We start from the raw sequence: 22,821 nt of genomic DNA on the forward strand, positions 1-22,821 counted from the left end.
ATTCTCTTCAACCTTTTAATCCTTTGAGTAGTACATCCTGTAAATATTCATAAATCGCTTCTTGGTTATTGTTTATTAGTGAATGCTCGTTAATTAGAAAAGTTGCGAAACCATGCATAGATGCCCATACGGTTGTTAGTTGAATCATCAAATTTCCTCGTGCAATAACTCCTTTTTCTTGGGCTTCTATGAGAAGTGCCATGAGAAAACGTAAGCCCATTACATGCTTCGTATCTTTATACTTAGTTGTTTCTTGTCGTTGAGGGTATCTCTCTATAAACAGCAACCGATAAAGATTTGGATGCTCTGCTGCGATATTGAGGTAGACTTTCCCCATCATTTCAAAGCGTTTGGCAATACTTTGAGTTTTATCTTGAAAAATAGGACTTAATACTAAATCAAGTTGTTCATGCCCTTTCTTAACTACGGCAGAAATCAATGCTTCTTTATTATCGAAATGGCGATATACGGCTGATCTGGATGTCCCCAATCTCATTGTGAGTTCACGTAGAGTGAGGGCTTTTATCCCCTTTTTGTCAACCATATCATATGCCGTTGACACTAACGACTCTTTGAGATTACCATGATGATAGGTAGATTTATTTTTAGTGAGTTGACTCATATTCATGATAACCCCGATAAAAATGCTTTTTCTTGCAAAGGAATTTTCGCTATATTGCCACCAAAGTCGATAAAAACAATATCAATCTTCATCTCAAAGATCTTTTCATCTCCCCTAAAAATCTTTTGCAATAAACAAAATGAAGCGTTTTTTATTTCTAAAAGGGTCGTATTAACTTCCAATATATCTCCAAACTTTGCAGTTTTAAGATAGTCTGCATCGATGTGTTTGACAACCAAAATACCCTCTTCAAAAATTAAAGAACGATCTGCATCAAAAAAAAGCTGGTTTCGTGCACGATCGCAAAATTTAAGATAATTAGAGTGATAAACCACCCCTCCAACATCAGTATCTTCATAATAGACTCTTATTTTCAACTTGAAACTCCGTATTTATTACTTTTAAGTCATTTTTCTTTATATGTGGCAATTTTATAAACAAAATCACTGTCGAATCTGTCCTCTCCCATAAACTTTATATTTGTAAGTCGTTAACCCTTCTATTCCCATTGGCCCGCGAGCGTGCAGTTTGCTGGTACTGATTCCTACTTCTGCACCGAATCCGAACATCCCGCCATCGGTAAAACGGGTAGATGCATTGACATATACGGAAGAAGCATCAATTTCATTCATAAAAATCTCAGCCGTTGTAATATTTTCAGTAATAATGGATTCAGAATGACCTGAACCGAATTTGGTTATATGATGGATTGCTCCATGGACACCATCTACAATACAAATACTTAGAATATTGTCTGAGTATTCCGTATTAAAATCGATCTCCGTGGCTTCAGCTACATAAACAATCTCACGTGTTAGCCGACACCCTTTTAATATCGTTTGATTCTCTTCAAACCTATTTTTAAATATCGGTAATACTTCCTTGGCTATCTCTTTGTCAATCAGCAGTGTTTCAATAGAGTTGCACGCAGATGGACGTTGCACTTTGGCATTGATCGCAATAGTTATAGCTTCAAGTATATTTGCGTCTTTATCGACATACAAATGGCATTGTCCCTTGTCGTGTTTGATTACCGGCATAGTGGCATTTTTGCTTACAAACTGTATCAAAGTTTCACCGCCACGCGGAATGATTAAATCGATATATTGGTCCATTTGAATGAACTTTGCGACACCTTCTCGTGTTGAATCTGGCAACAAAGCTATGAGTTCTTTGGGAAGTGAATTACGAGCAAGAACCTCTTGTAGCACTTGCATAATAACTGTATTAGAAGATTCAGCTTCTTTACCTCCCTTTAGGACACACCCATTGGAACTTTTGAAACACAACGCAGCAGCATCGGTTGTCACATTTGGGCGTGATTCGTATATGATCCCGATTACTCCGATAGGTACGCTGACTTTTTCAATTTTTAATCCGGCTTCGCTAACCCACCCATCTATAATACGACCGACGGGATCTTTAAGTGCTGCAATCTCTTCCACCGCTATCGCCATCGCTTCGATACGTTTTTTATCCAACATCAAACGCTCTTTAAGAGCCAATGGAAGATTTTCTTCGTCAGCTCGCTTCATGTCCGAAGTATTGGCATTGAGGATATCTGTTGCGTTTAGACGCAAAGCTTCTGCCATTTCCCGTAAAATACGGTTTCGTTCCTGAGAACTTATGCTCAAGAGAATACGACTGGATGATTTGACTTGTTGTAGATAGTGTTCCATCTGATATTTTTCCTTTATCGTCTATTTTCTTGTACATGATTAAGAAGTAATGATTTGATCGTTTCAATGATTTCAAAATATAATTGTGTATGTTGATACTGAGACGTAGCACCCTTTACCGTAGCCAAAAGCATTGTTGCAAGTCGTGAAGGTTCGGAGTTATCCATATATTCACTTTGGAATGCGAAAAGATAATATTCTTCTATAGCAGCGGTTATTTTCTGCAAGTCATTAACAATATCGCGATCAAGGGTTTTTGTCTCAAAAACAAGATAACTATAGATAAAGTCCTGATGGTTAGAATGAGTCAATATATCAAAAAGCGTCATAAGCGGGCGCTTCGAATCATATATGGAAGCATATTTGGTCTGTATGTTTTTGGCTATCAGCTCATTGATAATGGCTAGAAATATTGCTTTTTTACTGTTGAAAAAATGGTAAAATGAACCTTTATGAATGGATGCATAGTGAAGAATAGATTCAATCGTTGTACTGTGATAACCATGTGTGTAAAATAACTCCAACGCGGAGAATAGTAGTTTGTCCCGCGTAGATATTTTACAATTTATGATTTCCTTATTTTCCAAAGATAATAGCTCCATTTGTTCCGCCGAAACCATAGTTAGCACTTAACACAGTGTGTAGCTCAGCTACTCTTGCCTTGTTGGGAATATAATCAAGCTGCATATCCTCACTTGATTCTTCAAAATTGATTGTTTGAGGCATAATATTCGCATTCAATGCCATGATAGAGACTACTGCTTCAATCGCTCCGGCCGCGCCCAATGTGTGTCCGGTTGAGCCCTTGATTGAGCTAAGGGGGGGTACACATTCAAATAATCCCTCAAACATTTTACTCTCATATAAATCGTTGTAATAAGTGCTGGTTCCATGTGCGTTGATATAGTCGATCGTTGGATTGCCCGCCATATCGAGTGCAGCTTTGATTGCTCTTGAAGCACCTTCATGATTCGCCAAAGGGGTTGTAATATGATGAGCATCCGCGCTTTCCCCAAACCCTAATAGTTTCGCGTATATTTTTGCCCCTCGTTTTTGAGCGGACTCAAGACTCTCTAAAATCAGTGCTCCAGCACCCTCTCCGAGGACAAAACCATCTCTGTCTTTATCAAAAGGACGTGATGCATGAGCGGGGTCATCATTACGCGTCGATAATGCGTTCATGTTCGCAAAACCACGTACGCCGATAGGGCAAATACACGCTTCTGCTCCAACAGCAACCATTGCATCTGCACCTCCGAGCATAATCGTTTTAGCCGCTTCCGTAATTGCATGTAATCCGGCAGTACACGCTGTAGTGCTGGAAAGATTCGGTCCCCTTAGATCGTGATAAATAGAGACATACCCACTGAGCATGTTGGTGATAGTCGAGGGGACAAAAAATGGAGAAACCCCTTTGGAACCTTTTTGAAAACTGCTAATGACATTTTTTTCGATATTCGGGAGTCCGCCAATACCTGTCGCGCCACAAACACCAAATCGATTCCGATCAATATCATCATCCCCAATATTCGCACGCTTCATTGCTTCTGCAACCGCACAAAGACCGAGGTGAATAAAGCGATCCGCTTTTTTCTGCTCTTTTTTATCCATTACATCATCAGGATTGAAATTTTTTACCTCACAGGCTATTTGAACTTTTTCATCGCTCGCATCAAAATGAGAAATAATATCTACCCCAGTTTTACCGGCTAAAAGAGCACTAAAGGCATCTTCCGCATTATTCCCAACACCATTGATCATGCCATAACCGGTAACTACAACTTCGTGTATTTTCATAATACTTCTCCATTCAGTGTATTTGTTATTACGCAGACTTGTTGATCATATTTAGAGCAAATCGCGGCGAAAGGCGACTGATCATTTTAAGCGCAGCGCTTTGTCCCGGTTTTATTTCCGATATGCCGCACTTAATTTTTTTGATCGCAATTTTGACGAGCTTCGATACGGGCATGACATTTATATTATTTTGTTTACTACTCTCATAAGCATCGATCAACGGGGTTTGCGTAAATTGCGGAGCCACTTCAAAAACTTTCACGTCCGTATTTTTGAGTTGAAGTCGCATCGAATCGGTAAACGAGTGCAATGCGGCTTTGGTTGCGCAGTACACAGGAGAGTTCGCCAAAGGGACAAAAGCTAGCGCGGAGGTAACATTGACGATTGCAGCACTCTTTTGTTTTTTCAAAAGTGGCAAGAACTGCGTACTCATACGGATCGTTCCGATAAGATTGGTATCGATCTCTTGTGTGAGGTTGGTTAAATCACTCTCTTCTTGCAAATCGATCTTTTTCATAACACCCGCATTGTTGATCAGCACATTCAGCTCCGGAAACATTCTTGAAACCTGTGCATACAAAGCTGTTATCTCCTGCGGATTAGCGATGTCGCATCGAAATGTATGCACATTTTTTAGTTCTTTCTTCGCAAGATCAAGTTTTTCCTGATCGCGACCAGTAATGATAACTGTGTTTTCTTCGCACAATTGACGCGCGAACTCATAGCCGATACCGCTTGTACCGCCCGTAATGAGGATAGTGTTGTTCTTCATTTGCATCTTTATTTCCTTCAGTAAGTTCTGTGCAAATTTACTTGCATTATGAAAGTATATTATTTTTGCTATAATAATGCAAGTAAAATGGAGAATTAGTATGAAACGTAAAAGCTATAATGAAATGCCATGCCCAATAGCACAATGTTTAGAGCATGTAGGTGAGTGGTGGAGTATGCTGATTATCAGAGATGTATTTAGAGGATTCAGACGATTTGATGAACTCACTAAAAGTCTGGGAATAGCCCCGAACATCTTGACTCGACGATTAAATGATCTTGTTGAATCCGGTATTTTAGAGAAACAAAAATACGGAGAGAGCGATAAACGGTTTGAATACGTTTTAACGCAGCGGGGGGTTGATCTCTATCCCCTACTCGTCGTGATGTTCGAATGGGGAAATAAACATTCAGCCCCTAAGGGGGTAAAAAGTTATTTCATTAGTAACAAAACTAAAGAGATTGCAGAGCCTATAGTGATCGATAGAAAAACGGGAGAAGAGATGATTCCTGAGCGTTATCAACCGTACTTTACTAGTGAAGATAATGAATAAATTACTTGAATTTCTGAACCTAAATATCACTTTGAGCAGTGATGAAGTGGATTTACTTAACCATAAAATGGTTCAAAAGCATTTCAAAAAAGGTGAAATGATCCATCATTGTGAACATATACATGATAGTACCTATTTTATAGAATCGGGTACTGCAAGAGGCTTTTATATCGACGAAAACGGTAAAGACACCACGTGGCTTATCTATTTTAATGATGAAAACTCTCATATGACCAATCTATTCGTCCTTGATTATGACAGCTATCTGAATCAAACTCCCTCAAAACTTCATTTTGAAGCGCTAAGCGATTGCACGGTTTCAATCATGAAAAAAGAAGATGTAGAAACTTTGTGTTCACACTATCATAAGTGGTCGGAGTTTATGAGAAAGTCGAGTGATACGGCATACTCTTTGGTACACGAAAAATTCTTTTCCCAACTGGTAGAAAATGCAGAAGAGCGCTTTGCCAGATTTTTAAAGACGACCCCACATCTTTTGCATAAAGTTCCGCAATATCATATCGCGTCGTATCTAGGAATAACTCCCCAACATTTAAGCAGGTTGAAAAAGATAAATCTGTGTGAATGACATATACGCACCCAAGCCTATAAGCTCAAGTGCATGTTTTATATTTCAAGTGTCGTGATATTAATGTTGCAAGACAATGTCGATCAGCTTTTGAGGATTATCAACAAAACCAAAATGCCCACTATTCTCAACAGTGATGATATGTACACCGCCAAGCTCTTTAGCCGTTCTTTCACGCTCTTGCAGTGTAGACCAGTCATGATCGCCATAGACCAGCGTCACCGGTGCCTTTACGCCAGCATAAAAATTACGAGCTTTTCCCCATGATTCCCAATTCTCAAAAACATTGCGTTCCACGTAACGGTAATTTTCGCGATAACCTGCCGTATTTAACTTGCTCAGCAAATCATCCGGCATCCCACTCTTATTCGCAAAACCGCCGCTGAGCACCATCCCTAAAAACAACCGATTTTCAAGTTTTGCCATGATGGCACCATATCCAGGAACCGAGTAATTAGCAAGCATAAAGTTGGCAAAGAAATTACCTCTACGAACTCCATCTGCATAGCGAGTGTCGTAGTCATAAGGATTTGAAGAGATGACTTTAGTGATTCGATCTGGAAGCGTACTAGCAACACTTAGTGCCAAGACCCCACCAATCGATTCACCAACTAAAGTTGGGTGTAAACCTACAAATAGGGTTTTTTCCCTATGCGCTTTAAAATTAGCTTAAAGTCATTCTACGAGCCTCTATAAATCAAATTTCTACTTCCGGTATAGTTGTCGACACGGATAACGCCTTTATCGCCTCTATATCGAATTCATCTTCAATTGGTTTCTCTGTAAAATCGTACTCCCCGTAAAAGTTAATGTGCTGCCAGTGGATAATCGAGCCGCTTTTAAGGGCATTGATAATTTTGTTTTGTTGCTCAAGATCTTTTTCTTTGGCAAGTAGGTTTGAGAAATAGAGATAGTTCCAGCAAATGATCGAGTTTTGGATCAGGCGAAGAGCATTGCTCGCGATATCCTGTTCCTCTTTGGTGGCATAGAAAAATTCCCCGCTGTTTCCGAAGAACACCGCTTTTGAGAATTTGTTCGCGTTCTCCACTTTATTGAGCTGCTTTTCAATCTGTTGGCGGAGTGAGACATCATCGATGTAGGTGAGAAGGAACCTTGTCTTAATTATCCGACCAAACTCCCGGAGTGCTTGATAGAGTTTGTGTTTGCGCGAATATGACGTCAACCGTTTCAACAGTTGTGATGCGCTGACCCGCCGTTCCTTGATTGTAATCACTAACCGAAGTATCTGCTCCCACTGCTCTTCTATGATTGCGGTGTTGATCTGCTTAACTGGCAGGAGCGTATAACCGTTATCTCGGTAAAGCTTTTTAGGTTCAAAAGCATAAAGCTGCTGATCTTTGAAGTTCTTGATCCGTGGCGCAAATGTAAATCCTAGGAGATGGGTCAGGGCAAATATAACCTCACTGTATCCGAACGTGTCTGTAGAATGGATATCGCTTTGTATTACTTCTTGATGCATTAAGCCATCAATGACATACGCTGCTTCGCGCTCGCTGGCATTGATCACTGTCGTATAAAAAAGCCGGTGCGATTCATCCACAAAACTGTATCGGCTAACACCACGCCCCAATCCGAAATATTTGAATGAATACCCCGAATTGAGTGAATCGACGCTGAGATTAAATTTCTGACCGTCACTGGCGGTATGATTTTTGTCTGGATTGGCACGAAAGAGTTTAGGAATATTAAGTGTTTCCGTAAACGCGAGTACGGCGTCATTAGCTTCTTGAAGCATATCGGGCGAGAGGTACCATGTGCGAATATGATCAATATCGTGCACCGATATCCCTTTGGATATCTTTGCCATTTTTGGGATGCTAATGTTGCATCCATATCCTATGATGGAGGCGTAGAGGGCATTAGATTTTGGGGAACGATGGTGCAGCGTCCTCGTATGGTGATGAAATTTTACTCCAAATATAGCCAACCGGTCTATTTGACGCAGCACATCAATAAGAGGGATAAATTTCTCTTTTGGTAGATAGGTATTCAGCCCATCCTCCTCTTCACGCTTGTCGAGTTTAGGGGTATGTACAATAAATGATCCATCACCTTTAGTATGGAAAAAGCTGTTAATCCCCTTGATGACATTATTGTTGACGTTGCGATAAATTCCATCAAGCTCACCACTTAAATCATCAAGTATCCCAATTGAAGATTTCAGCTTATCCATTCCATAGCGCTTGAGAAAGAGTTCCTTCGTACGGGTGTATTCGCTCATATCAATCAGATAATCGTTAAACGCACGGTAGCGATAGGAGTTTTTTAGATTGAGTGATCCCGATTTGATTCCCTCTGCAATGGCGATGAAGAGAAACATCTTGTAGAGCGATATTCGAAACGGCTCGTCTGTGCTGCTTTGAAGTAGAGAGTTTTTCTCCTCTTCGCCCAAAAACTCCATTGGCAGCTTTGCTGTAACGTTTCCTCCGGTAGTTTTAAAGAAGGCAATCGCTTTAAGTAGCGACTTATCGGATTCCTTCTCATCGAATTCCAACGCTTTAATGATATCAGAAACCCGGTTCTGAAGTTTACGGGAACGCTCTTCGAGTATAGTGTGATAACCAATATGATCTTCCAATTCATCATGTGCATCCAGATACGGTTTTTTCTCCTCTTCATCGGTAATCATCGCTTCGATTTGTTCACCGATAAGGCGAATTTTTTCATCTGAACTGATATCAGAAACCAGCATTTTTTTAATGGAGTGGAGTTTGGGGATCAGGCGGTTTTTGACCAGATCGGCGATTTCAACAGAAGCTTTTGAACGTGACTGTCTCTGAAGGAAATAGGCATTTTGATGTTCACGCAAAGCGGAGAGTTTGGCGCTTTGGACCGATTGCACCAGTATCTCACAGAGCTGATCGCTTCGTATCCTTGTCTGATGTGCGACGAAACAAATCAGATCGAACTGCTGTTTGTGTTTTGCTTTTCGTAGAATCTGATGTACATCGCTTTTCTCAACCCATTGGGCATAGTGGCGGGCAGTATTTTCTTCTAGTTCAATATCGCGGATAATATCGGTTAGTGAGGTATGTATATTGCGGAGTGTCTCATAGGTACGGACTTCTTCTTTAATTTTCGAAGGTTTGAGCGAATGAGAAAACTTCTTAAATCGTGCAATAGTGTAGCGCCCCGGCAGGGTTTCATCGGTTTGTAAAAAAAGTTCCAGGGATTGCAATGCCGTATGCGCCGAGTACGACTTCAGCCTCTTGAAGATATTTCCACGATGCGTATTCATCGCTTCGGTGATGATTTTAGAAAGGAAAGTGTAAGACGGTACTTCATATCGATAAGCAATAGCCGATTCGACCAACGCATAGAATACTGCTTTAGGTGTAGAGAGCCCAACTATAAGTCTTTGGGACTCATCGATCAATTTTTGCTTGAGCTTGTCATCCGGTGCCATATAGCCAAAATGTTCCCGGATGATTTTTTTGTAGAGGGCAATGGTGTTTTTTGCTGATGAGATATCGTCAATCTTTAGATCATAGCGTCTTGCAATATAATCGATATCGTTTTCATAAAACATACTCGGTTCATAAAATGAACGTGTCACTTTAAAATATCCAAACATTGCTATGAACCTTGCCTTATTGATAGCTTTGTCAATGGCGACCATCTGACGTTGAATTGGAAGCGGTAATGAAAAAACTTCTTGTCTCGATTCATTGTTAAGAACCGGAGGGGTTTCGAACTCTTTTTTCTGTGCATGATTGAGGATTTTTAGATAAGTCATTTATTCTCCGATAGAGATCGTCATAAAATGATAGAAAAGACTCGCTGCTAAATAGTGTAGATATTACTTGTTACCATAGTTCAATTCTAAAGTGACGAACAAAATGAACATATAGAGTGCGATGAGTAAATATATTACAATGAGCCATGCCATGTTCTAACATTTTATTGCATGGCAACCGGATCATTGAAAAACAGTTCCCGGTTTTCATCGAAATTTTTGACCAGCGTTGTAAAGCATCCCGCCATTTCACGAATCGTTTGAATATTGGGTTCGATGTACACTTTATTCCCCTTTTTCTCCACGGTGATAATTTTTGCCTCTTTAAGCTCTTTGATGTGGGCAGAAATGGTCGGAAGGGAAAAATTAAAATGCTCTGCAATGGTACTGACACAGGTAGCAATGGGATTGACTTCAACACCGGGCTGCTTTTTATCCAGTGAACAAGTATATCCCCCCGTAAAAACATTTTTAAAAATCAGAAAACGGGTCTCGTTACTGAGCGCTTTAAAAATCTTGAGCTTTTGTTCCATATCGAGCATGAGATTCCTTGACAGATTGATTTTATTATTATACCATACAAGCTAATTAGTTACTTAGCTAATATCCTAATGTAATACTTTTAAAGGAGATTGCTATGATTACCTTGCTTTTAAATCATGAACCCTATGACGGCAGCGACATTACCTACAATGCACTTCGTTTGGCAAAGAGTCTTCATAAAAATGGCGAAGAGGTCAATATTTTCTTAATGAACGATGCCGTCGATTTGGCGCGCAGTATTTGTGTGAAACCGGAGATATACGATTTTGATCTGCACGATACGATCAAAAAGTTGTATGAACGTGGTGTGAACGTTCGCGCCTGCGGAACGTGCAACGCACGATGCGGACTTTATAAAAACACTCCATATTTCAGTGACGAAATTTCCTCGACTATGGATCAGCTCACCGAATGGGTGATTCAAAGTAAACAAGTTCTTACATTCTAATGGCTAATACACAGAGTTTTGATCAATATACGGAGGCGTATGAACAATGGTTTGAAAAAAATCCGCACATTTATGCAGATGAAGTTCAAACTCTTAAACAGCTTGTAGGGAATGCAAAAAATGGTCTTGATATTGGTATGGGAAGCGGACAGTTCGCTCTCCCGTTAGGAATTGATATTGGCATAGAACCGTCACAGCAAATGAGAGCAAAAGCACTTTCTAAAGGATTACACCCTGTTGACGGGATAGCTGAAAATCTCCCTTTTGAAGATGAGGAGTTTGATTTCGCATTAATGATAACTGTCATCTGTTTTGTCGATGATCCTCTTAAAGCAATACAAGAAGCCTTTAGGGTTATCTGCAAAAATGGGTTGTTAATTATCGGTATTATAGATAAAAACTCATCAGTAGGACGACAATATGAAGAAAATAAGGAATCAAACCGTTTCTATAAACAAGCAACTTTTTTTTCCATTGAAGAAATTAAAACGTTAGCTCGGCAAGCAGGTTTTAGCGACTGCTCCTCTACGGGAGTCAAAATGATGGATGACTCTTTTGTTTTCATCCAATGTTTTAAATCATAGAGAGAAAGGAACTCACGAATGAAATATATCTTTGTATTTTTGCTCATACTAAATACCTTGGTCTTTGCCGAACCAAAATTTCTGATGCCCGAAGAGGCGTTCAAAGCGTCAGCATACATGAAAAAGAAATGTACCGTCAGTGCCACAATCGATTTGGGCGAGAGTGTTTATCTCTATAAATCTAAAATTAAAGCCACTATTCTGGAAAAAGACAGCGGGGTCATCATCGATCATATCACTTTGCCTGAGGGGGTCGATCATGAGGGTGAAACGGTGTTTACCACATCACCTATCATTGATATCAAACTTGCCAAAGATCGGCCGATAGATACAATCGTTCCTATTACATTGCAGCTGAGCTATCAGGGATGCTCTGAACAAGGACTTTGTTATGAGCCGATTGATACAAAGTTTACTTTTAATATCGAAACCTCTAAGCTTGTGTTAAAAGCTGATCATGCTATACCTGCAAAAGTAGCTCCGGTTCTCAAAAAAAGTCCAATTAATCTCTCTGAAACCGATCAAATTACCCAAACCTTTATCGAGGGAAATGTACCGCTCATCCTCCTAACATTCTTTACTTTTGGACTTTTACTTTCTCTAACACCGTGTATTTTCCCTATGATTCCGATCCTCTCTTCAATCATCGTAGCACAGGGTAAAAACATGAATGCTACGCGAGGTTTTATGCTCTCCTTGGTTTACGTTCTTGCAATGTCGGTTGCCTATACGATTGCCGGAGTGTTGGCAGGGTTATTTGGTGGTAACATTCAAATCGCGATGCAAAACCCGTGGGTCATTTCGACATTTGCACTCCTTTTTGTCGGTTTAGCCGTATCGATGTTTGGGTTCTTTAAAATCGGTCTCCCCTCATCATGGCAAACCCGTCTTACGAAAACCTCCGACGAAGCAAGCTCCAAAGGCGGCTATCTCGGTGTTGCAATTATGGGCTTTTTATCGGCACTGATCGTAGGACCGTGTGTTGCTCCTCCGCTCGCTGGAGCATTGGTTTATATCGGGCAAACCGGTAATGCTATACTCGGCGGTGCTGCTCTTTTTGTTCTAAGTCTTGGAATGGGTATCCCTTTACTTTTAATCGGAACGGGTGCCGGTAAATACATGCCTCGACCGGGCGGATGGATGGACACGGTATCCCATATCTTCGGTGTCGTGATGCTCGCTATTGCTATCTGGATGCTAAGCCGTATTCTCCCTCCGGCTGTTTCCATGCTGTTGCTGTCGGCATTATTGATTGTCGTATCGATTTATTTGGGAGCATTGGAACCATTGGGAACACATCCCAAAGGGATACGTGCATTCTTAAAAGGGATTGGAGTCATTCTTCTAGCCTATGGTATGATATTGCTTTACGGCGGGATTAAGGGCTCAGGAAACCCATTGGCACCGCTCACTTTTGCCAATGAAGTACAATCCATTCCCGCAACGACTAAAAGTACTGATATGGAGTTCAAGATTATCCACTCAGCGAAAGAACTGGATGCCCTTTTGGCACAAAGCAAAGGTAAAAAAGTGATACTTGATTTCTATGCAGACTGGTGTACTTCGTGCAAAGAACTTGATCACGTTACCTTCAAAGACCCGCGTGTGATAGAATCACTTAAAGAGTATGTTTTAATCCGAGCCGACGTAACCGCCAACAGCGAAGCCGAGCAAGCGCTTTCAAAACGGTTCAATCTTTTCGGTCCTCCGGCTATGATCTTTTTTGATGAGAGCGGAAAATCCATCAAAGGTGCCGATTTAATCGGATTTAAAGATGCCGAAACCTTTATAATCCATATCAAAACATTGGAGATAAAATGAAAAAAATACTATTAACCGTCTTGTTTTTAACAAGCTCCCTTTTTGCCGAACTCGATTGGGCATCCTCGTATGAGCAAGGATTGGTAAAAGCCAAAAAAGAGCATAAAGTCGTGATGCTGATGTTCTCAAGCAAAACCTGCAAGATGTGCAACTACATGAAAAAAACGGTCTATGAAAATGACGATGTTATGGAGTATGTGGGTAATTTCTTTATCCCGATCGAGGTCGATGTACAAGCTCATCCTGACAAATACGGTTATCAAGTGATCGGTACTCCTACCTATTATTTCTTAACTTCCGATGGAAAGCAAATCGGGCGTATGATGATGGGAGGCGCTACTCCTGAAGGATTTTTACAAAAACTCAAAGAAGTAAAGCAGGGTCAATAACGGATGATTAAACGCTCACTTCTATTATTCCTGTTCCTAGGAGTTTCAAGCTCAGCACAGAGTTTTGAGGATATTTTCACCGCAGGCAAAGTGAGCGGTGATCTCCGCGCTTTTTGGTATGATGGGGAGAGAGAACTTCGCACCGACCGTACCGCCCTCACCGTCGGAGGCATTTTGAGCTATAAAACGGCCCCTTATGAGGGGCTTATCGGAGGCGTTTCTTTTTTTTCGAGTAACGGGATCACCTCACTTACCCATATGCCCGAATCGGGGCAAACCCATAATCTCAACCTTGACGGAAGTTCGATCAACACCCTCGGGGAAGCCTATCTCCAATATAGCGCTCACGATACGTTATTCAAATACGGGCGCCAACGCCTTGATCTGCCGCTAGCCAACGACTACTACAACCGGATGCTCCCCAACAGTTTTGAAGCGCTCAGTATCGAAAATCGATCCATTGAGCATACAACCCTTAAAGCCGCTTATATCACGGGATGGAAATACAAAGGTTCCGATACCTTTGTCTCTCCGACCTATTCACTCGGGATCGACCGTGATATTGCCGTTCTCGGAGCGACCTATTCACCTGATCCTGCATGGAAAATCGAACTCTACGATACCTACGTACGAGATGTGATGAATGCCCCTTATCTACAGCTAATCAATAACGAAGTTTGGAAATCTTCCGATGGTACAATCTTATCAGGTGCATTGCAATATTTGAATGAGCGGAGTGTCGGAGAGCATGCCGCAGGAGAAGTCGATACCTATCTGATGGGATTGCGCGGAACCGTGAGCAAAGGGGAATGGAGCCTAAGCGCCCTCTATACCCGTATCGGGGATCAAAGCTTACTCGGAAGCGGGGGACGATACGAAAAAATGGGTTGGGGAGGATTCATCACCTACACCGATCTGCAAATCGATGGAGAGAGTGAAAACGCAGGTGCAAAAGCATACGGCGGAGTTCTCACATATCGCCCCGCTTCGACATTCGAGATTTCTGCCAAATACATGAAGATTGATCAAAACGACGCGATCCAATCCAATCCTCTTTCCCTCACTCAAAATCCCCGTCCCGATTCGGACGAATATAATATCGATGCCACCTACCAGCCCCGTAAAGAGTTTCGGCTACGTACCCGCTTAGCTTATATCAATTACGACAGTGGCAGTACTGAACTGTATAAAGCTAAAGCGTATGATGAGACGAACGTCCGCATCATTGCCGATTGGCTGTTTTAAGATAAAAAATACTTTTGTCATAATAGGGGTCGCCTGAGAAAACAGAATATATAGTACGTTAAGCGAAATTGACTTCATGATCCGAAGCTGGGATCCATCGATAGAGTGTTGCCAGTGATACACCAAGATCTTTGGCCACATCACGTGGAGGTACACCGCTGGAAAGTAAACGCTTGGCGGAAGCAATTTTAGAGTCGGTCATAGTTCGCTTTCGTCCCCCTTTGCGTCCAAGAGCTTTGGCTACCTCAAGACCCGCACGTGTTCGCTCAATGATGAGTTCACGTTCCATCTCAGCTAAAGATGCCATCACATGAAAAAAAAACCGTCCGGATGGTGTACCCGTATCGATGGAATCGGTAAGACTTTTGAAATGAATTCCATTTGCATTCAGATCACCGACAAGTGTAATCAGGTTTTTGACACTGCGCCCAAGACGATCAAGTTTCCAAACAACTAATGTGTCTCCACTTCGCAGCATCTCCAATGCTTTAGTAAGACCAGGACGTTCAGCACGAGTTCCGCTGATAGTATCTTCATAGATACGTTCGCAACCTGCTTTTTCTAATGCCTCTTTTTGTAAAGCGAGATTTTGATCCGTAGTTGATACACGAGCATATCCGATCAACATCAGTTGAGGGCTTCCTCAAATAATACAAACTCAACGAGTTCACTAATCTCTTTGGATTCAAATCGGTAACGGATTTCATCTCGATTTAAAGAACGGAGTGCTTTTAAAATATCAAACAATTGCTGTTCGCCAGATGATGCTGCTGAGTGATCACCAGCCATTGCAAGAAGTTGCTTAGTTCGTTCTGTCATATTGATCCTTTTTATTTCTCATAACTCAAGAAAAGTATAGTATATTTGGAATTAAATTCAAGAATAGTTTTTGAGAAAAATTAAATCCCTAATTTTAGGCGAGAAGTAAATCGTAAGATCTCTGTTCTTAAAAACCACCGTTTATAAGAAGAACTGTAAGAGTTAAAGGGAAAAAGTTTCATAGGGAAGAGCTTTTGTTGATTAAGCTAACTTTAAAGTGCATGGGGAAAAAACCCTATTTGTAGGTTTGCACCCAAAGTTACATTTTTTAAATCTTTTTTTTCTATGAATGAAATCACAGCCTTACGAAAATAAGGTTCATCATAAGATGCCGTGGTATCAATCGATGAGTATCCATGACCCGGTAAATCTAGTGCATAGACAGTGTGATTTTTCGCAATGGTAGGAATTACATCTTGGAAATAATCCAACTGTGTTCGAATCGTATGTAACAAGATAAGCGGCTCACCTTGACCTGATTTCAAGTAGCGAAGCGTTATGTTGCCATCAACTTGTATTTCTGATACTTGACCAATCGCTGATAAGCTCTCTTTTGTGTCATCAATATTTCCCGCAAATGCAGTTTGATTTACCGATAAAACAGCGAAAACTACTAGCAATAAATTTTTGAAATGCGACTTTATATTTACACGCATAGTTTTCTCCTTAAAATTTAAATGCGTTTAAGAGCGTGTCTGACATGACCATATGTGTAACTGTATAAGCGATATCAAATATCTCTGTTTCAGATATGCCGAGTGCTTTTAAGTTTTCAATATCTTCACTACTGACCTCCTTTGATTGTCGTACAACTTTTAGTGCAAACAGCAAAAGTGCTTTATGATTGTCGTTTAAAGGTGCCAATGTAGGTTCTTTAGTTATCAAGAGCAGTTCATCTTGTGTCATTCCAAACATATTAATAAGCATTCCGGCATTAAAACCGATACACGTTTCACACGCTTCTGCTTCGGCGATGATATAACGCAAGATTGTTTCGAATTTTTGAGTTTCGCTATCTTTCGCAAAACCTTTTTTGATATCACTCCAATAACTTTGCAGCGCTTCTGGATTAAAGCTCCACATTTTAAGACCGTCCGGTACCTCACCGAACATCGATTTTATTTCAGTATAAACCTCTTTTAGCACGCCTGTGGCAGTATTTTCATCTACTGTATTTAATAAACCCATTTGATTTTCCTTATAGAAATTTGTATACAATTTTACTTGCATAATGAAAGTGTATTATTTTTACTATAATAATGCAAGTAAAATTGAAATTTTCTCTTAAAACATAAAATTATGAACCTATGTGAATGACATCATCTTAGCTATTTCGTAAAATTCCCCTATCTTTAGTCAGGGATATTTACTATGGAAATTGCATTTTTAAAGCATCGGACGATTTGGCTATCTGTTGCAACAATAGTGTTGTTATCAGGTTGTGCCACGCCTGAAGCAAAAACTCCTAAGCTTGAGTCCAACCTCTCTTCAACCTTTCACCAAATGCCTACGGCCATGGCACTCTCTGAGGATAGAGAGTGGTGGGGAAGATTTAACGATCCTGCCTTGAGCGATCTCATCGAAAAAGGGCTCAATTCAAATCATGATGTTAAAATCGCAATGAGCCGAATAAAAGCGGCGCGTGCAGGACATGATGCGCAAAACTCACGTCTTTGGCCGACATTAGATCTACAAACATCGGCTTCGACGTCTCATAGTGGACTTCCCTCACCCTATAAACAGGGGATGCCGGATGTAAGAGCCTATCAAGCGGGTATCAACTTGGCGTGGGAAATCGATGTGAGCGGTGGGGTTCGTGCTGCTGCTAATGCCGCACAATACGATGCTATAGCCACAGAAGCAGCACAAAGAGGCGCACAGTTGCTGATAGAGAGTGAGATAGCACGTCAGTACTTTATCCTGCGCGGTGCAGAGCAACGACTGCATCTTCTTGAAGAGTTGGTAAAAACCCAACATGAGAGTGCCCACCTGATCTCTCGACGTTTTGAGCAGGGACAATCTAGCCGTTTTGAGCTAAACCTTGCTGAAGCAGAAGCCGGTACTCTCGATGCACAGATACCACCATTACAAACATTGGTTGCTGTATCGCAAACCCATATTGCCCTCTTGCTCGGTGAAAATCCATCCGTTGCTCCGGTATCTGCTAATCCTGAGTATGTCTGGCCGCAATCTCTGATTATCGGTACAGGTCAGCCCAGCGATTTGCTTCGGCGGAGACCTGATCTCATGGCAGCCGAAGCTCTCTATAGTGCCGAATCCTTACGATCCAAAGAAGCAGAATCCCAAACATGGCCTAAGCTCTTTGTTAATGCCCTAATCGGGAGTGAAGACCTACGCATCAACGGACTCGATTTGGCACCAGTCCCATTTTCCAATGTTGCTATGGCTTTTGCCATGCCAATCTTTAATGCAGGACGTATTCAAGCGGGTATAGACGTTCAAAGTGCGCGTGAAAACGAAGCATTGCTCTCGTGGCAAAAGTCTGTTCTTGTTGCGGTAAAAGAGGTGGAAGATAGTCTAAGTGTCCAATCTGAAGAACAAAAGCGAGGAGTATCGCTTAACGCTGTCGTGCAAAATCGACACAGTGCGATGCGAGAGGTTAAGTCGTTGTACCGTGAAGGGCAAATAGACAAATTAGCTCTGCTCGATATTCAGCGTTTAATGTTGGCGAGCGAGATAGCCCTAATGGATAATGAGACACATCGTCTCTTGGCGGATGTACAACTTTACAAAGCTTTGGGCGGGGGATGGAACTCATCTCAGAACGAATTAAATGCAGACTCTAACTCTACGAAGGTATTACCATGAATAACTCCCTAAAAATCAATGTGCAAGCGATTTCCCTTCTTCTCATTCTCATTATGCAAAGCGGCTGTGAACACAAAACTACGCAAGCTCCTCCATCTCCAACAGCGGTCTATGTCACAACGATTGCTAAAACGGATGGGGTAGAAGAGAGATGGTTGAGCGCGAGTGTTCACGCACGGGTTGAAACCGATTTTGGTTTTCGTACCGGAGGAAAAATTATCAAGCGACTTGTGAATGTCGGTGATCGTGTCACCAGTGGTCAGCCTTTGGCACAGCTTGACGATGCCGATTATCAATTAGCCCTCAATGCCGCTTCGGATCAGCTAAAAGCAGCCAGCGTAGATGCACGACAAGCTGCTTCAGATGCTGAGAGATTCCAACGGCTAGCGAGTGATGGTTCAATTGGTTCCGCAGATTTAGAACGCCAAAAAAGCCGCTCCGATGCGGCAAATGCACGTGAAGAACAAGCACGTCGAGGACTCCAAGTTGCCCAAAACAAAAACAGCTATACAATACTAAGAGCACCCTATAGCGGTGTTGTCACCGCCATTAGCATGGAAGTTGGTCAAGTCGTTTCCGAAGGCTCTCCTGTCATATCGATTTCCAAAGAGGATGAGCGTGAAGTAGTCGCTGACGTACCTGAAGAGATGGTGAACCAAGTGAGACAATATAAAGCGAGTGCTCTTTCTTGGGATAATAACGCATCTTCAGTAGCACTCCATCTGCGAGAACTTTCCCCCTTGGCTACCTCACAAACACGAACTTATCATGTACGCTATGCGCCAAATTCTTCCTCTGAGATGGCACACTTCCCTCTAGGCAGTACGATACAGCTCCGATTGTCTAAACAATCAACATTTGGAACAACAGTGCCGTTAAATGCCCTTGTTAAAACATCTGTAGAACCGGGAGTATGGGCGTTAAATTCCACAGGAGATGGTGTCGTTTTTGTAAAAGTGAACGTCTTGAGCTATGGGACAAATAGCGTTCGTGTTGTCGGAGTGAGTAATAACATGCGTATTGTCACCGTTGGAGCACAAAAACTTGATGCTTCGATGAAAGTACGACCAATAGAACGAAAACTTGAAGAGAGTGAAGGTAGCCTGTGAAGAATTTTAACCTCTCAGAATGGGCGGTAACGCACGCTCAAATGGTACTTTTTCTCATTATTGTTACGTTGATTGCCGGAATTGTATCGTTTACCAAGCTAGGTAGATCGGAAGATCCGAATTTTAATGTACCCGTCATGACAATCGTGGTGGCATGGCCAGGGGCTACCGCTCAAGAGGTTCAAGACCAAGTGATCAATCGTATCGAGCGTAAAATGCAACAGTTGGAGCACATTGACAATATACGCTCCTATTCACGTCAAGGTTATGGGGCAATAACCTTGTGGATGAAGGGGGGAACTAGTAAAAAAGATTTGGATGAATCATGGTATCAGGCACGAAAGAAAATTTCGGATGTGCGTCACGAGTTCCCAGCAGGTGTACGCGGACCATTCTATAATGACGAATACAATGATGTCTACAGCGTCCTGTATGCTCTTAGCGCGCCTGAGCTGCGTATGCCAGAGATGCATGATACTGCCGAAGAGATTAAACGTCAGTTACAGAGCGTAGCAGGAGTCAACAAGGTCGATATTTTGGGCAAACAGGGAGAACGTGTTTTTGTTGAAGTTTCTACACGTCATCTTGCCGCGTTAGGAGTGACCCCCAATGTGATTTTCGATGCATTGACGCATCAAAATATGGTGACACCCTCAGGCTCAATCGATACCGACAATGATCGCGTAGAGGTTCGAATCGACGGTACATTACATAATGCTAAAGATGTGGCCAACGTGAGTATTCAAGTCGGCGGCAAACTGATGAAGCTCTCTGATGTAGCTACCGTCCGTACGGGCTCTGAGGACCCTCAGAGTTTTACTATACGTCGTAACGGCGAATCTGTTTTAGCCATCGGTGTGACGATGAAACACAATGGTAATATCCTAGATTTAGGCTCGGCACTGGATAAGCGTATGGAGACGATACAAAAGCAATTACCGTTAGGGGTGCATATTGAAAAATATTCGGATCAGCCCCATATTGTCGAGGAATCAGTTTGGGAGTTTGAACGCTCTTTTCTTGAGGCGTTAGCCATCGTTCTAGCCGTTTCATTTCTCTTTCTTGGTTTTCGTACAGGGATTGTCGTTGCGGTTTCGGTACCGCTTGTGTTGGGGCTCGTTGCCATCATCATGTATGCAAATGGCTGGAGTTTGGATCGTATCTCATTGGGTGCACTGATCATCGCATTAGGACTGTTGGTCGATGATGCAATCATAGCCGTGGAGATGATGGTGGTCAAACTCGAAGAAGGATGGGACCGATTAAGCGCCGCTACGGCAGCTTACAGCTCTACTGCTTTTCCTATGCTCACCGGCACATTGGTTACAGTGGCAGGTTTTATGCCGGTCGGTTTTGCCAAATCAATCGCCGGCGAATATGCGGGGGGAATCTTTTGGATTGTTGGAGTGGCACTTATTGCTTCATGGTTCGTTGCGGTTATCTTCACCCCCTATCTAGGGACGATACTGCTACCATCCTACCAAGCGTCATCCCATTCGGATAATCTTTATGATCGCCCCATCTATGCAAAGCTGCGCCGTGTTGTCGAATGGAGTGTGGTACGACGTTGGTGGGTACTGGGAGCCACATTAGGGATATTTGGACTCGCCGGTGCAGGGATGCTTTTGGTTCAACAACAGTTTTTCCCTACGGCTTCACGATCCGAACTATTGGTAGAGTTTCGATTGCGGGAAGGTTCTTCTTTTGAAGCTACACAAAAACAAGTATTGCGGATGGAGAAAATACTCAAAAGTGATTCTGAGATAGCCGGATTTAGCGCCTATACTGGAGCAGGAACCCCTAAGTTTTACTTATCGATTTCTCCTGAACTTCCAAGTCCCTCATACGCACAGTTTGTGATTAACACACGTGGTCTCGATCAGCGAGAACACGTACGTAAGCGGCTTATGGAACTCTTTGAAAAAAACGAAGCTTTCCCGAATGTACGAGCACGTGTCCTTCGGCTCGAATTTGGTCCTCCGGTAGGTTTCCCTGTACAGTTTAGAGTAATGGGGCAAGATACACAAAAAGTGCGTGAAATCGCCTATCAAGTTCGAGATATTGTCCGAAAAAGCCCACTGGTAAAAGATACACAACTGGACTGGAATGAACAAGTCCGTTCTCTAAAAGTACAGGTTGATCAGGATAAAGCACGCTTATTGGGTCTCAGTAACGAGGATATTCAAAATATTGTTCAAACCGTATCGAATGGTGCAACCGTAACTCAGATTCGTCGTAATGAAGAACTCGTTGATGTCGTGGTACGTGCAACACCTCAAGAGCGTTTATCCATCGAACAGCTAGGGGACATTCAGCTTTTCTCACATACAGGTGCGGTGATTCCACTCTCACAAGTGGCTAAAATTGAGCCCACATTTGAGGAGCCGGTATTGTGGCGCCGTGATCGGGATATGTCTCTGACAGTACGTAGTGATCTCATCGATGGTATCCAAGGTCCTTATGCAACAACAAAAATCATGCCATCACTCCAGCCGCTAATCGATAGCCTCCCATCAGGCTACCGCATCGAAGCAGGCGGGGCTATTGAGGAGAGTGACAAGGCAAACAAAGCACTCTTTGCTATTTTTCCGGCAATGTTTGCCGTTATGCTGCTGTTGTTAATGATTCAACTACAGAGATTTTCTTTGATGTTTATGGTCTTTATGACTGCCCCATTAGGACTCATAGGAGTAGTTCCGGCACTGCTCATCTTTAATGCCCCATTCGGTTTCGTGGCACTGCTAGGAGTGATTGCACTAGGGGGGATGATTATGCGTAACTCCCTAATTTTGGTCGATCAGATAGAGCAAGATATTGAACGAGGTGTCCCTGCATGGAGCGCAATCATCGAAGCCACCGTACGACGTGCCCGTCCTGTTGTACTAACGGCCGCTGCTGCTATCCTCGCAATGATTCCACTTACCCACAGCGTATTTTGGGGACCTATGGCGATAGCAATCATGGGTGGTCTCATTGTTGCGACAGCACTCACCCTTGTATTTGTTCCGGCTTTGTACGCGGCATGGTTTAAGGTGCATCCATCAGTATAATGCATCTGAACTTAGGGTCACTCCACTTTATGCTGACCATAATGATGGGATGACCCCTTAATACTAAAGATCATTATTTTAAAATAATATGGAAAACAAGTGTTTTCCGTACACTATCCCCTACCCTACTTTTAAAGCCCAAAAAGTTGTGATATTCCCTACGAAAAACACTGTCGGAATGATATAATAGCCGGATACTAAAAATTGAGGTTTTC

The 22,821-nt window shown here is 42.1% G+C and carries 22 protein-coding genes and 1 pseudogene; 10 read left to right on the forward strand and 13 right to left on the reverse strand.

Features of this window, described 5'->3' with window-relative positions; all coding sequences use genetic code 11:
- Positions 1-7: 7 nt before the first annotated feature.
- The 6 genes from PHI47_RS13580 to PHI47_RS13605 form a co-directional block, all read right to left on the reverse strand.
- A complete protein-coding gene (locus PHI47_RS13580) occupies positions 8-628 on the reverse strand; it encodes a TetR/AcrR family transcriptional regulator (protein ID WP_299938523.1) in 621 nt (206 codons plus the stop codon).
- Entirely contained in the window at positions 625-999 is a 375-nt protein-coding gene (locus PHI47_RS13585) for a YbgC/FadM family acyl-CoA thioesterase (RefSeq protein WP_299938526.1), read from the reverse strand. Before PHI47_RS13585 ends, PHI47_RS13580 begins: the two co-directional genes overlap by 4 nt.
- A gap of 66 nt (positions 1,000-1,065) precedes the next feature.
- Positions 1,066-2,301, reverse strand: coding sequence for a glutamate-5-semialdehyde dehydrogenase (locus PHI47_RS13590; RefSeq protein WP_299938529.1), 1,236 nt, complete (start codon positions 2,299-2,301; stop codon positions 1,066-1,068).
- 14 nt (positions 2,302-2,315) lie between these two features.
- Positions 2,316-2,825: a TetR/AcrR family transcriptional regulator gene (locus PHI47_RS13595; protein WP_299938531.1), complete on the reverse strand. Its 510-nt coding sequence runs from the start codon at positions 2,823-2,825 to the stop codon at positions 2,316-2,318.
- Between the two features lie 52 nt (positions 2,826-2,877).
- Positions 2,878-4,092, reverse strand: a complete 1,215-nt coding sequence (gene fabF / locus PHI47_RS13600) for a beta-ketoacyl-ACP synthase II (protein WP_299938598.1) — start codon at positions 4,090-4,092, stop codon at positions 2,878-2,880.
- A 34-nt stretch (positions 4,093-4,126) separates the two neighbouring features.
- Positions 4,127-4,876, reverse strand: a complete 750-nt coding sequence (locus PHI47_RS13605; RefSeq protein ID WP_299938533.1) for an SDR family NAD(P)-dependent oxidoreductase — start codon at positions 4,874-4,876, stop codon at positions 4,127-4,129.
- A 94-nt stretch (positions 4,877-4,970) separates the two neighbouring features.
- Between PHI47_RS13605 and PHI47_RS13610 the strand changes: the two genes are divergently transcribed.
- Positions 4,971-5,423 carry a helix-turn-helix domain-containing protein gene (locus PHI47_RS13610; RefSeq protein WP_299938535.1) on the forward strand — a complete coding sequence of 151 codons (453 nt, stop codon included), beginning with the start codon at positions 4,971-4,973 and terminating at the stop codon, positions 5,421-5,423.
- Complete coding sequence (locus PHI47_RS13615; protein WP_299938537.1) at positions 5,416-6,012, forward strand: Crp/Fnr family transcriptional regulator; 597 nt, start codon at positions 5,416-5,418, stop codon at positions 6,010-6,012. Before PHI47_RS13610 ends, PHI47_RS13615 begins: the two co-directional genes overlap by 8 nt.
- 60 nt (positions 6,013-6,072) lie before the next feature.
- Here PHI47_RS13615 and PHI47_RS13620 read toward each other — a convergent pair.
- The 3 genes and pseudogenes from PHI47_RS13620 to PHI47_RS13630 form a co-directional block, all read right to left on the reverse strand.
- A pseudogene (locus PHI47_RS13620) lies at positions 6,073-6,627 on the reverse strand (alpha/beta hydrolase); the annotation flags it as partial.
- A gap of 82 nt (positions 6,628-6,709) precedes the next feature.
- The gene (locus PHI47_RS13625) at positions 6,710-9,769 is read right to left on the reverse strand and encodes a Tn3 family transposase (RefSeq protein ID WP_299938539.1); all 3,060 of its coding nucleotides are present in this window, start codon (positions 9,767-9,769) and stop codon (positions 6,710-6,712) included.
- 164 nt (positions 9,770-9,933) lie between these two features.
- Positions 9,934-10,311 (reverse strand): helix-turn-helix transcriptional regulator, encoded by a 378-nt coding sequence (locus PHI47_RS13630; RefSeq protein ID WP_299938541.1) that lies wholly within the window; start codon positions 10,309-10,311, stop codon positions 9,934-9,936.
- A 95-nt stretch (positions 10,312-10,406) separates the two neighbouring features.
- On the opposite strand from PHI47_RS13630, the gene PHI47_RS13635 reads away from it, so the two are divergent.
- The 5 genes from PHI47_RS13635 to PHI47_RS13655 are packed head-to-tail and all read left to right on the forward strand — an operon-like array spanning position 10,407 to position 14,799.
- On the forward strand, positions 10,407-10,760 hold the full coding sequence (locus PHI47_RS13635; RefSeq protein WP_299938543.1) for a DsrE/DsrF/TusD sulfur relay family protein: 354 nt from the start codon (positions 10,407-10,409) through the stop codon (positions 10,758-10,760).
- Entirely contained in the window at positions 10,760-11,344 is a 585-nt protein-coding gene (locus PHI47_RS13640) for a class I SAM-dependent methyltransferase (RefSeq protein ID WP_299938545.1), read from the forward strand. The genes PHI47_RS13635 and PHI47_RS13640 overlap by 1 nt, the downstream gene beginning before the upstream one ends.
- 18 nt (positions 11,345-11,362) lie before the next feature.
- On the forward strand, positions 11,363-13,165 hold the full coding sequence (gene dsbD / locus PHI47_RS13645) for a protein-disulfide reductase DsbD (protein WP_299938547.1): 1,803 nt from the start codon (positions 11,363-11,365) through the stop codon (positions 13,163-13,165).
- Positions 13,162-13,554 carry a thioredoxin family protein gene (locus tag PHI47_RS13650; RefSeq protein ID WP_299938550.1) on the forward strand — a complete coding sequence of 131 codons (393 nt, stop codon included), beginning with the start codon at positions 13,162-13,164 and terminating at the stop codon, positions 13,552-13,554. Before dsbD ends, PHI47_RS13650 begins: the two co-directional genes overlap by 4 nt.
- Positions 13,555-13,557: 3 nt before the next feature.
- On the forward strand, positions 13,558-14,799 hold the full coding sequence (locus PHI47_RS13655) for an OprD family outer membrane porin (protein ID WP_299938552.1): 1,242 nt from the start codon (positions 13,558-13,560) through the stop codon (positions 14,797-14,799).
- 58 nt (positions 14,800-14,857) lie between these two features.
- Here the strand turns inward: PHI47_RS13655 and PHI47_RS13660 are convergent, their stop codons facing one another.
- From PHI47_RS13660 to PHI47_RS13675, 4 genes are all read right to left on the reverse strand, one after another.
- Positions 14,858-15,427, reverse strand: coding sequence for a recombinase family protein (locus tag PHI47_RS13660; protein WP_299938555.1), 570 nt, complete (start codon positions 15,425-15,427; stop codon positions 14,858-14,860).
- Positions 15,427-15,618, reverse strand: coding sequence for a hypothetical protein (locus tag PHI47_RS13665; protein WP_299938557.1), 192 nt, complete (start codon positions 15,616-15,618; stop codon positions 15,427-15,429). Before PHI47_RS13665 ends, PHI47_RS13660 begins: the two co-directional genes overlap by 1 nt.
- Before the next feature lie 212 nt (positions 15,619-15,830).
- Positions 15,831-16,274: an alpha/beta fold hydrolase gene (locus tag PHI47_RS13670; RefSeq protein ID WP_299938559.1), complete on the reverse strand. Its 444-nt coding sequence runs from the start codon at positions 16,272-16,274 to the stop codon at positions 15,831-15,833.
- Between the two features lie 10 nt (positions 16,275-16,284).
- Positions 16,285-16,806 carry a hypothetical protein gene (locus PHI47_RS13675; protein WP_299938561.1) on the reverse strand — a complete coding sequence of 174 codons (522 nt, stop codon included), beginning with the start codon at positions 16,804-16,806 and terminating at the stop codon, positions 16,285-16,287.
- 183 nt (positions 16,807-16,989) lie between these two features.
- On the opposite strand from PHI47_RS13675, the gene PHI47_RS13680 reads away from it, so the two are divergent.
- Genes PHI47_RS13680 through PHI47_RS13690 form a run of 3 tightly spaced genes read left to right on the forward strand, consistent with a single transcriptional unit; the run spans position 16,990 to position 22,606 of the window.
- Positions 16,990-18,447, forward strand: a complete 1,458-nt coding sequence (locus PHI47_RS13680; RefSeq protein WP_299938563.1) for an efflux transporter outer membrane subunit — start codon at positions 16,990-16,992, stop codon at positions 18,445-18,447.
- Positions 18,444-19,556, forward strand: coding sequence for an efflux RND transporter periplasmic adaptor subunit (locus PHI47_RS13685; protein ID WP_299938565.1), 1,113 nt, complete (start codon positions 18,444-18,446; stop codon positions 19,554-19,556). The genes PHI47_RS13680 and PHI47_RS13685 overlap by 4 nt, the downstream gene beginning before the upstream one ends.
- Positions 19,553-22,606, forward strand: coding sequence for an efflux RND transporter permease subunit (locus tag PHI47_RS13690; protein ID WP_299938567.1), 3,054 nt, complete (start codon positions 19,553-19,555; stop codon positions 22,604-22,606). The genes PHI47_RS13685 and PHI47_RS13690 overlap by 4 nt, the downstream gene beginning before the upstream one ends.
- Positions 22,607-22,821: the final 215 nt, after the last annotated feature.

This window comes from Sulfuricurvum sp., from assembly GCF_028713855.1.
Classification (GTDB): Bacteria; Campylobacterota; Campylobacteria; order Campylobacterales; family Sulfurimonadaceae; genus Sulfuricurvum.

Excerpts from the sequence above, each read along its gene's own strand:
- PHI47_RS13640 (WP_299938545.1), top strand. The coding sequence starts at position 10,760 with ATGGCTAATACACAGAGTTTTGATCAATATACGGAGGCGTATGAACAA.
- PHI47_RS13580 (WP_299938523.1), bottom strand. The coding sequence starts at position 628 with ATGAATATGAGTCAACTCACTAAAAATAAATCTACCTATCATCATGGT.
- PHI47_RS13670 (WP_299938559.1), bottom strand. The coding sequence starts at position 16,274 with ATGCGTGTAAATATAAAGTCGCATTTCAAAAATTTATTGCTAGTAGTT.
- PHI47_RS13590 (WP_299938529.1), bottom strand. The coding sequence starts at position 2,301 with ATGGAACACTATCTACAACAAGTCAAATCATCCAGTCGTATTCTCTTG.
- PHI47_RS13630 (WP_299938541.1), bottom strand. The coding sequence starts at position 10,311 with ATGCTCGATATGGAACAAAAGCTCAAGATTTTTAAAGCGCTCAGTAAC.
- PHI47_RS13625 (WP_299938539.1), bottom strand. The coding sequence starts at position 9,769 with ATGACTTATCTAAAAATCCTCAATCATGCACAGAAAAAAGAGTTCGAA.
- PHI47_RS13665 (WP_299938557.1), bottom strand. The coding sequence starts at position 15,618 with ATGACAGAACGAACTAAGCAACTTCTTGCAATGGCTGGTGATCACTCA.
- PHI47_RS13610 (WP_299938535.1), top strand. The coding sequence starts at position 4,971 with ATGAAACGTAAAAGCTATAATGAAATGCCATGCCCAATAGCACAATGT.
- PHI47_RS13615 (WP_299938537.1), top strand. The coding sequence starts at position 5,416 with ATGAATAAATTACTTGAATTTCTGAACCTAAATATCACTTTGAGCAGT.
- PHI47_RS13650 (WP_299938550.1), top strand. The coding sequence starts at position 13,162 with ATGAAAAAAATACTATTAACCGTCTTGTTTTTAACAAGCTCCCTTTTT.
- PHI47_RS13680 (WP_299938563.1), top strand. The coding sequence starts at position 16,990 with ATGGAAATTGCATTTTTAAAGCATCGGACGATTTGGCTATCTGTTGCA.
- dsbD (WP_299938547.1), top strand. The coding sequence starts at position 11,363 with ATGAAATATATCTTTGTATTTTTGCTCATACTAAATACCTTGGTCTTT.
- PHI47_RS13635 (WP_299938543.1), top strand. The coding sequence starts at position 10,407 with ATGATTACCTTGCTTTTAAATCATGAACCCTATGACGGCAGCGACATT.
- PHI47_RS13655 (WP_299938552.1), top strand. The coding sequence starts at position 13,558 with ATGATTAAACGCTCACTTCTATTATTCCTGTTCCTAGGAGTTTCAAGC.
- PHI47_RS13675 (WP_299938561.1), bottom strand. The coding sequence starts at position 16,806 with ATGGGTTTATTAAATACAGTAGATGAAAATACTGCCACAGGCGTGCTA.
- PHI47_RS13605 (WP_299938533.1), bottom strand. The coding sequence starts at position 4,876 with ATGCAAATGAAGAACAACACTATCCTCATTACGGGCGGTACAAGCGGT.
- PHI47_RS13685 (WP_299938565.1), top strand. The coding sequence starts at position 18,444 with ATGAATAACTCCCTAAAAATCAATGTGCAAGCGATTTCCCTTCTTCTC.
- PHI47_RS13660 (WP_299938555.1), bottom strand. The coding sequence starts at position 15,427 with ATGTTGATCGGATATGCTCGTGTATCAACTACGGATCAAAATCTCGCT.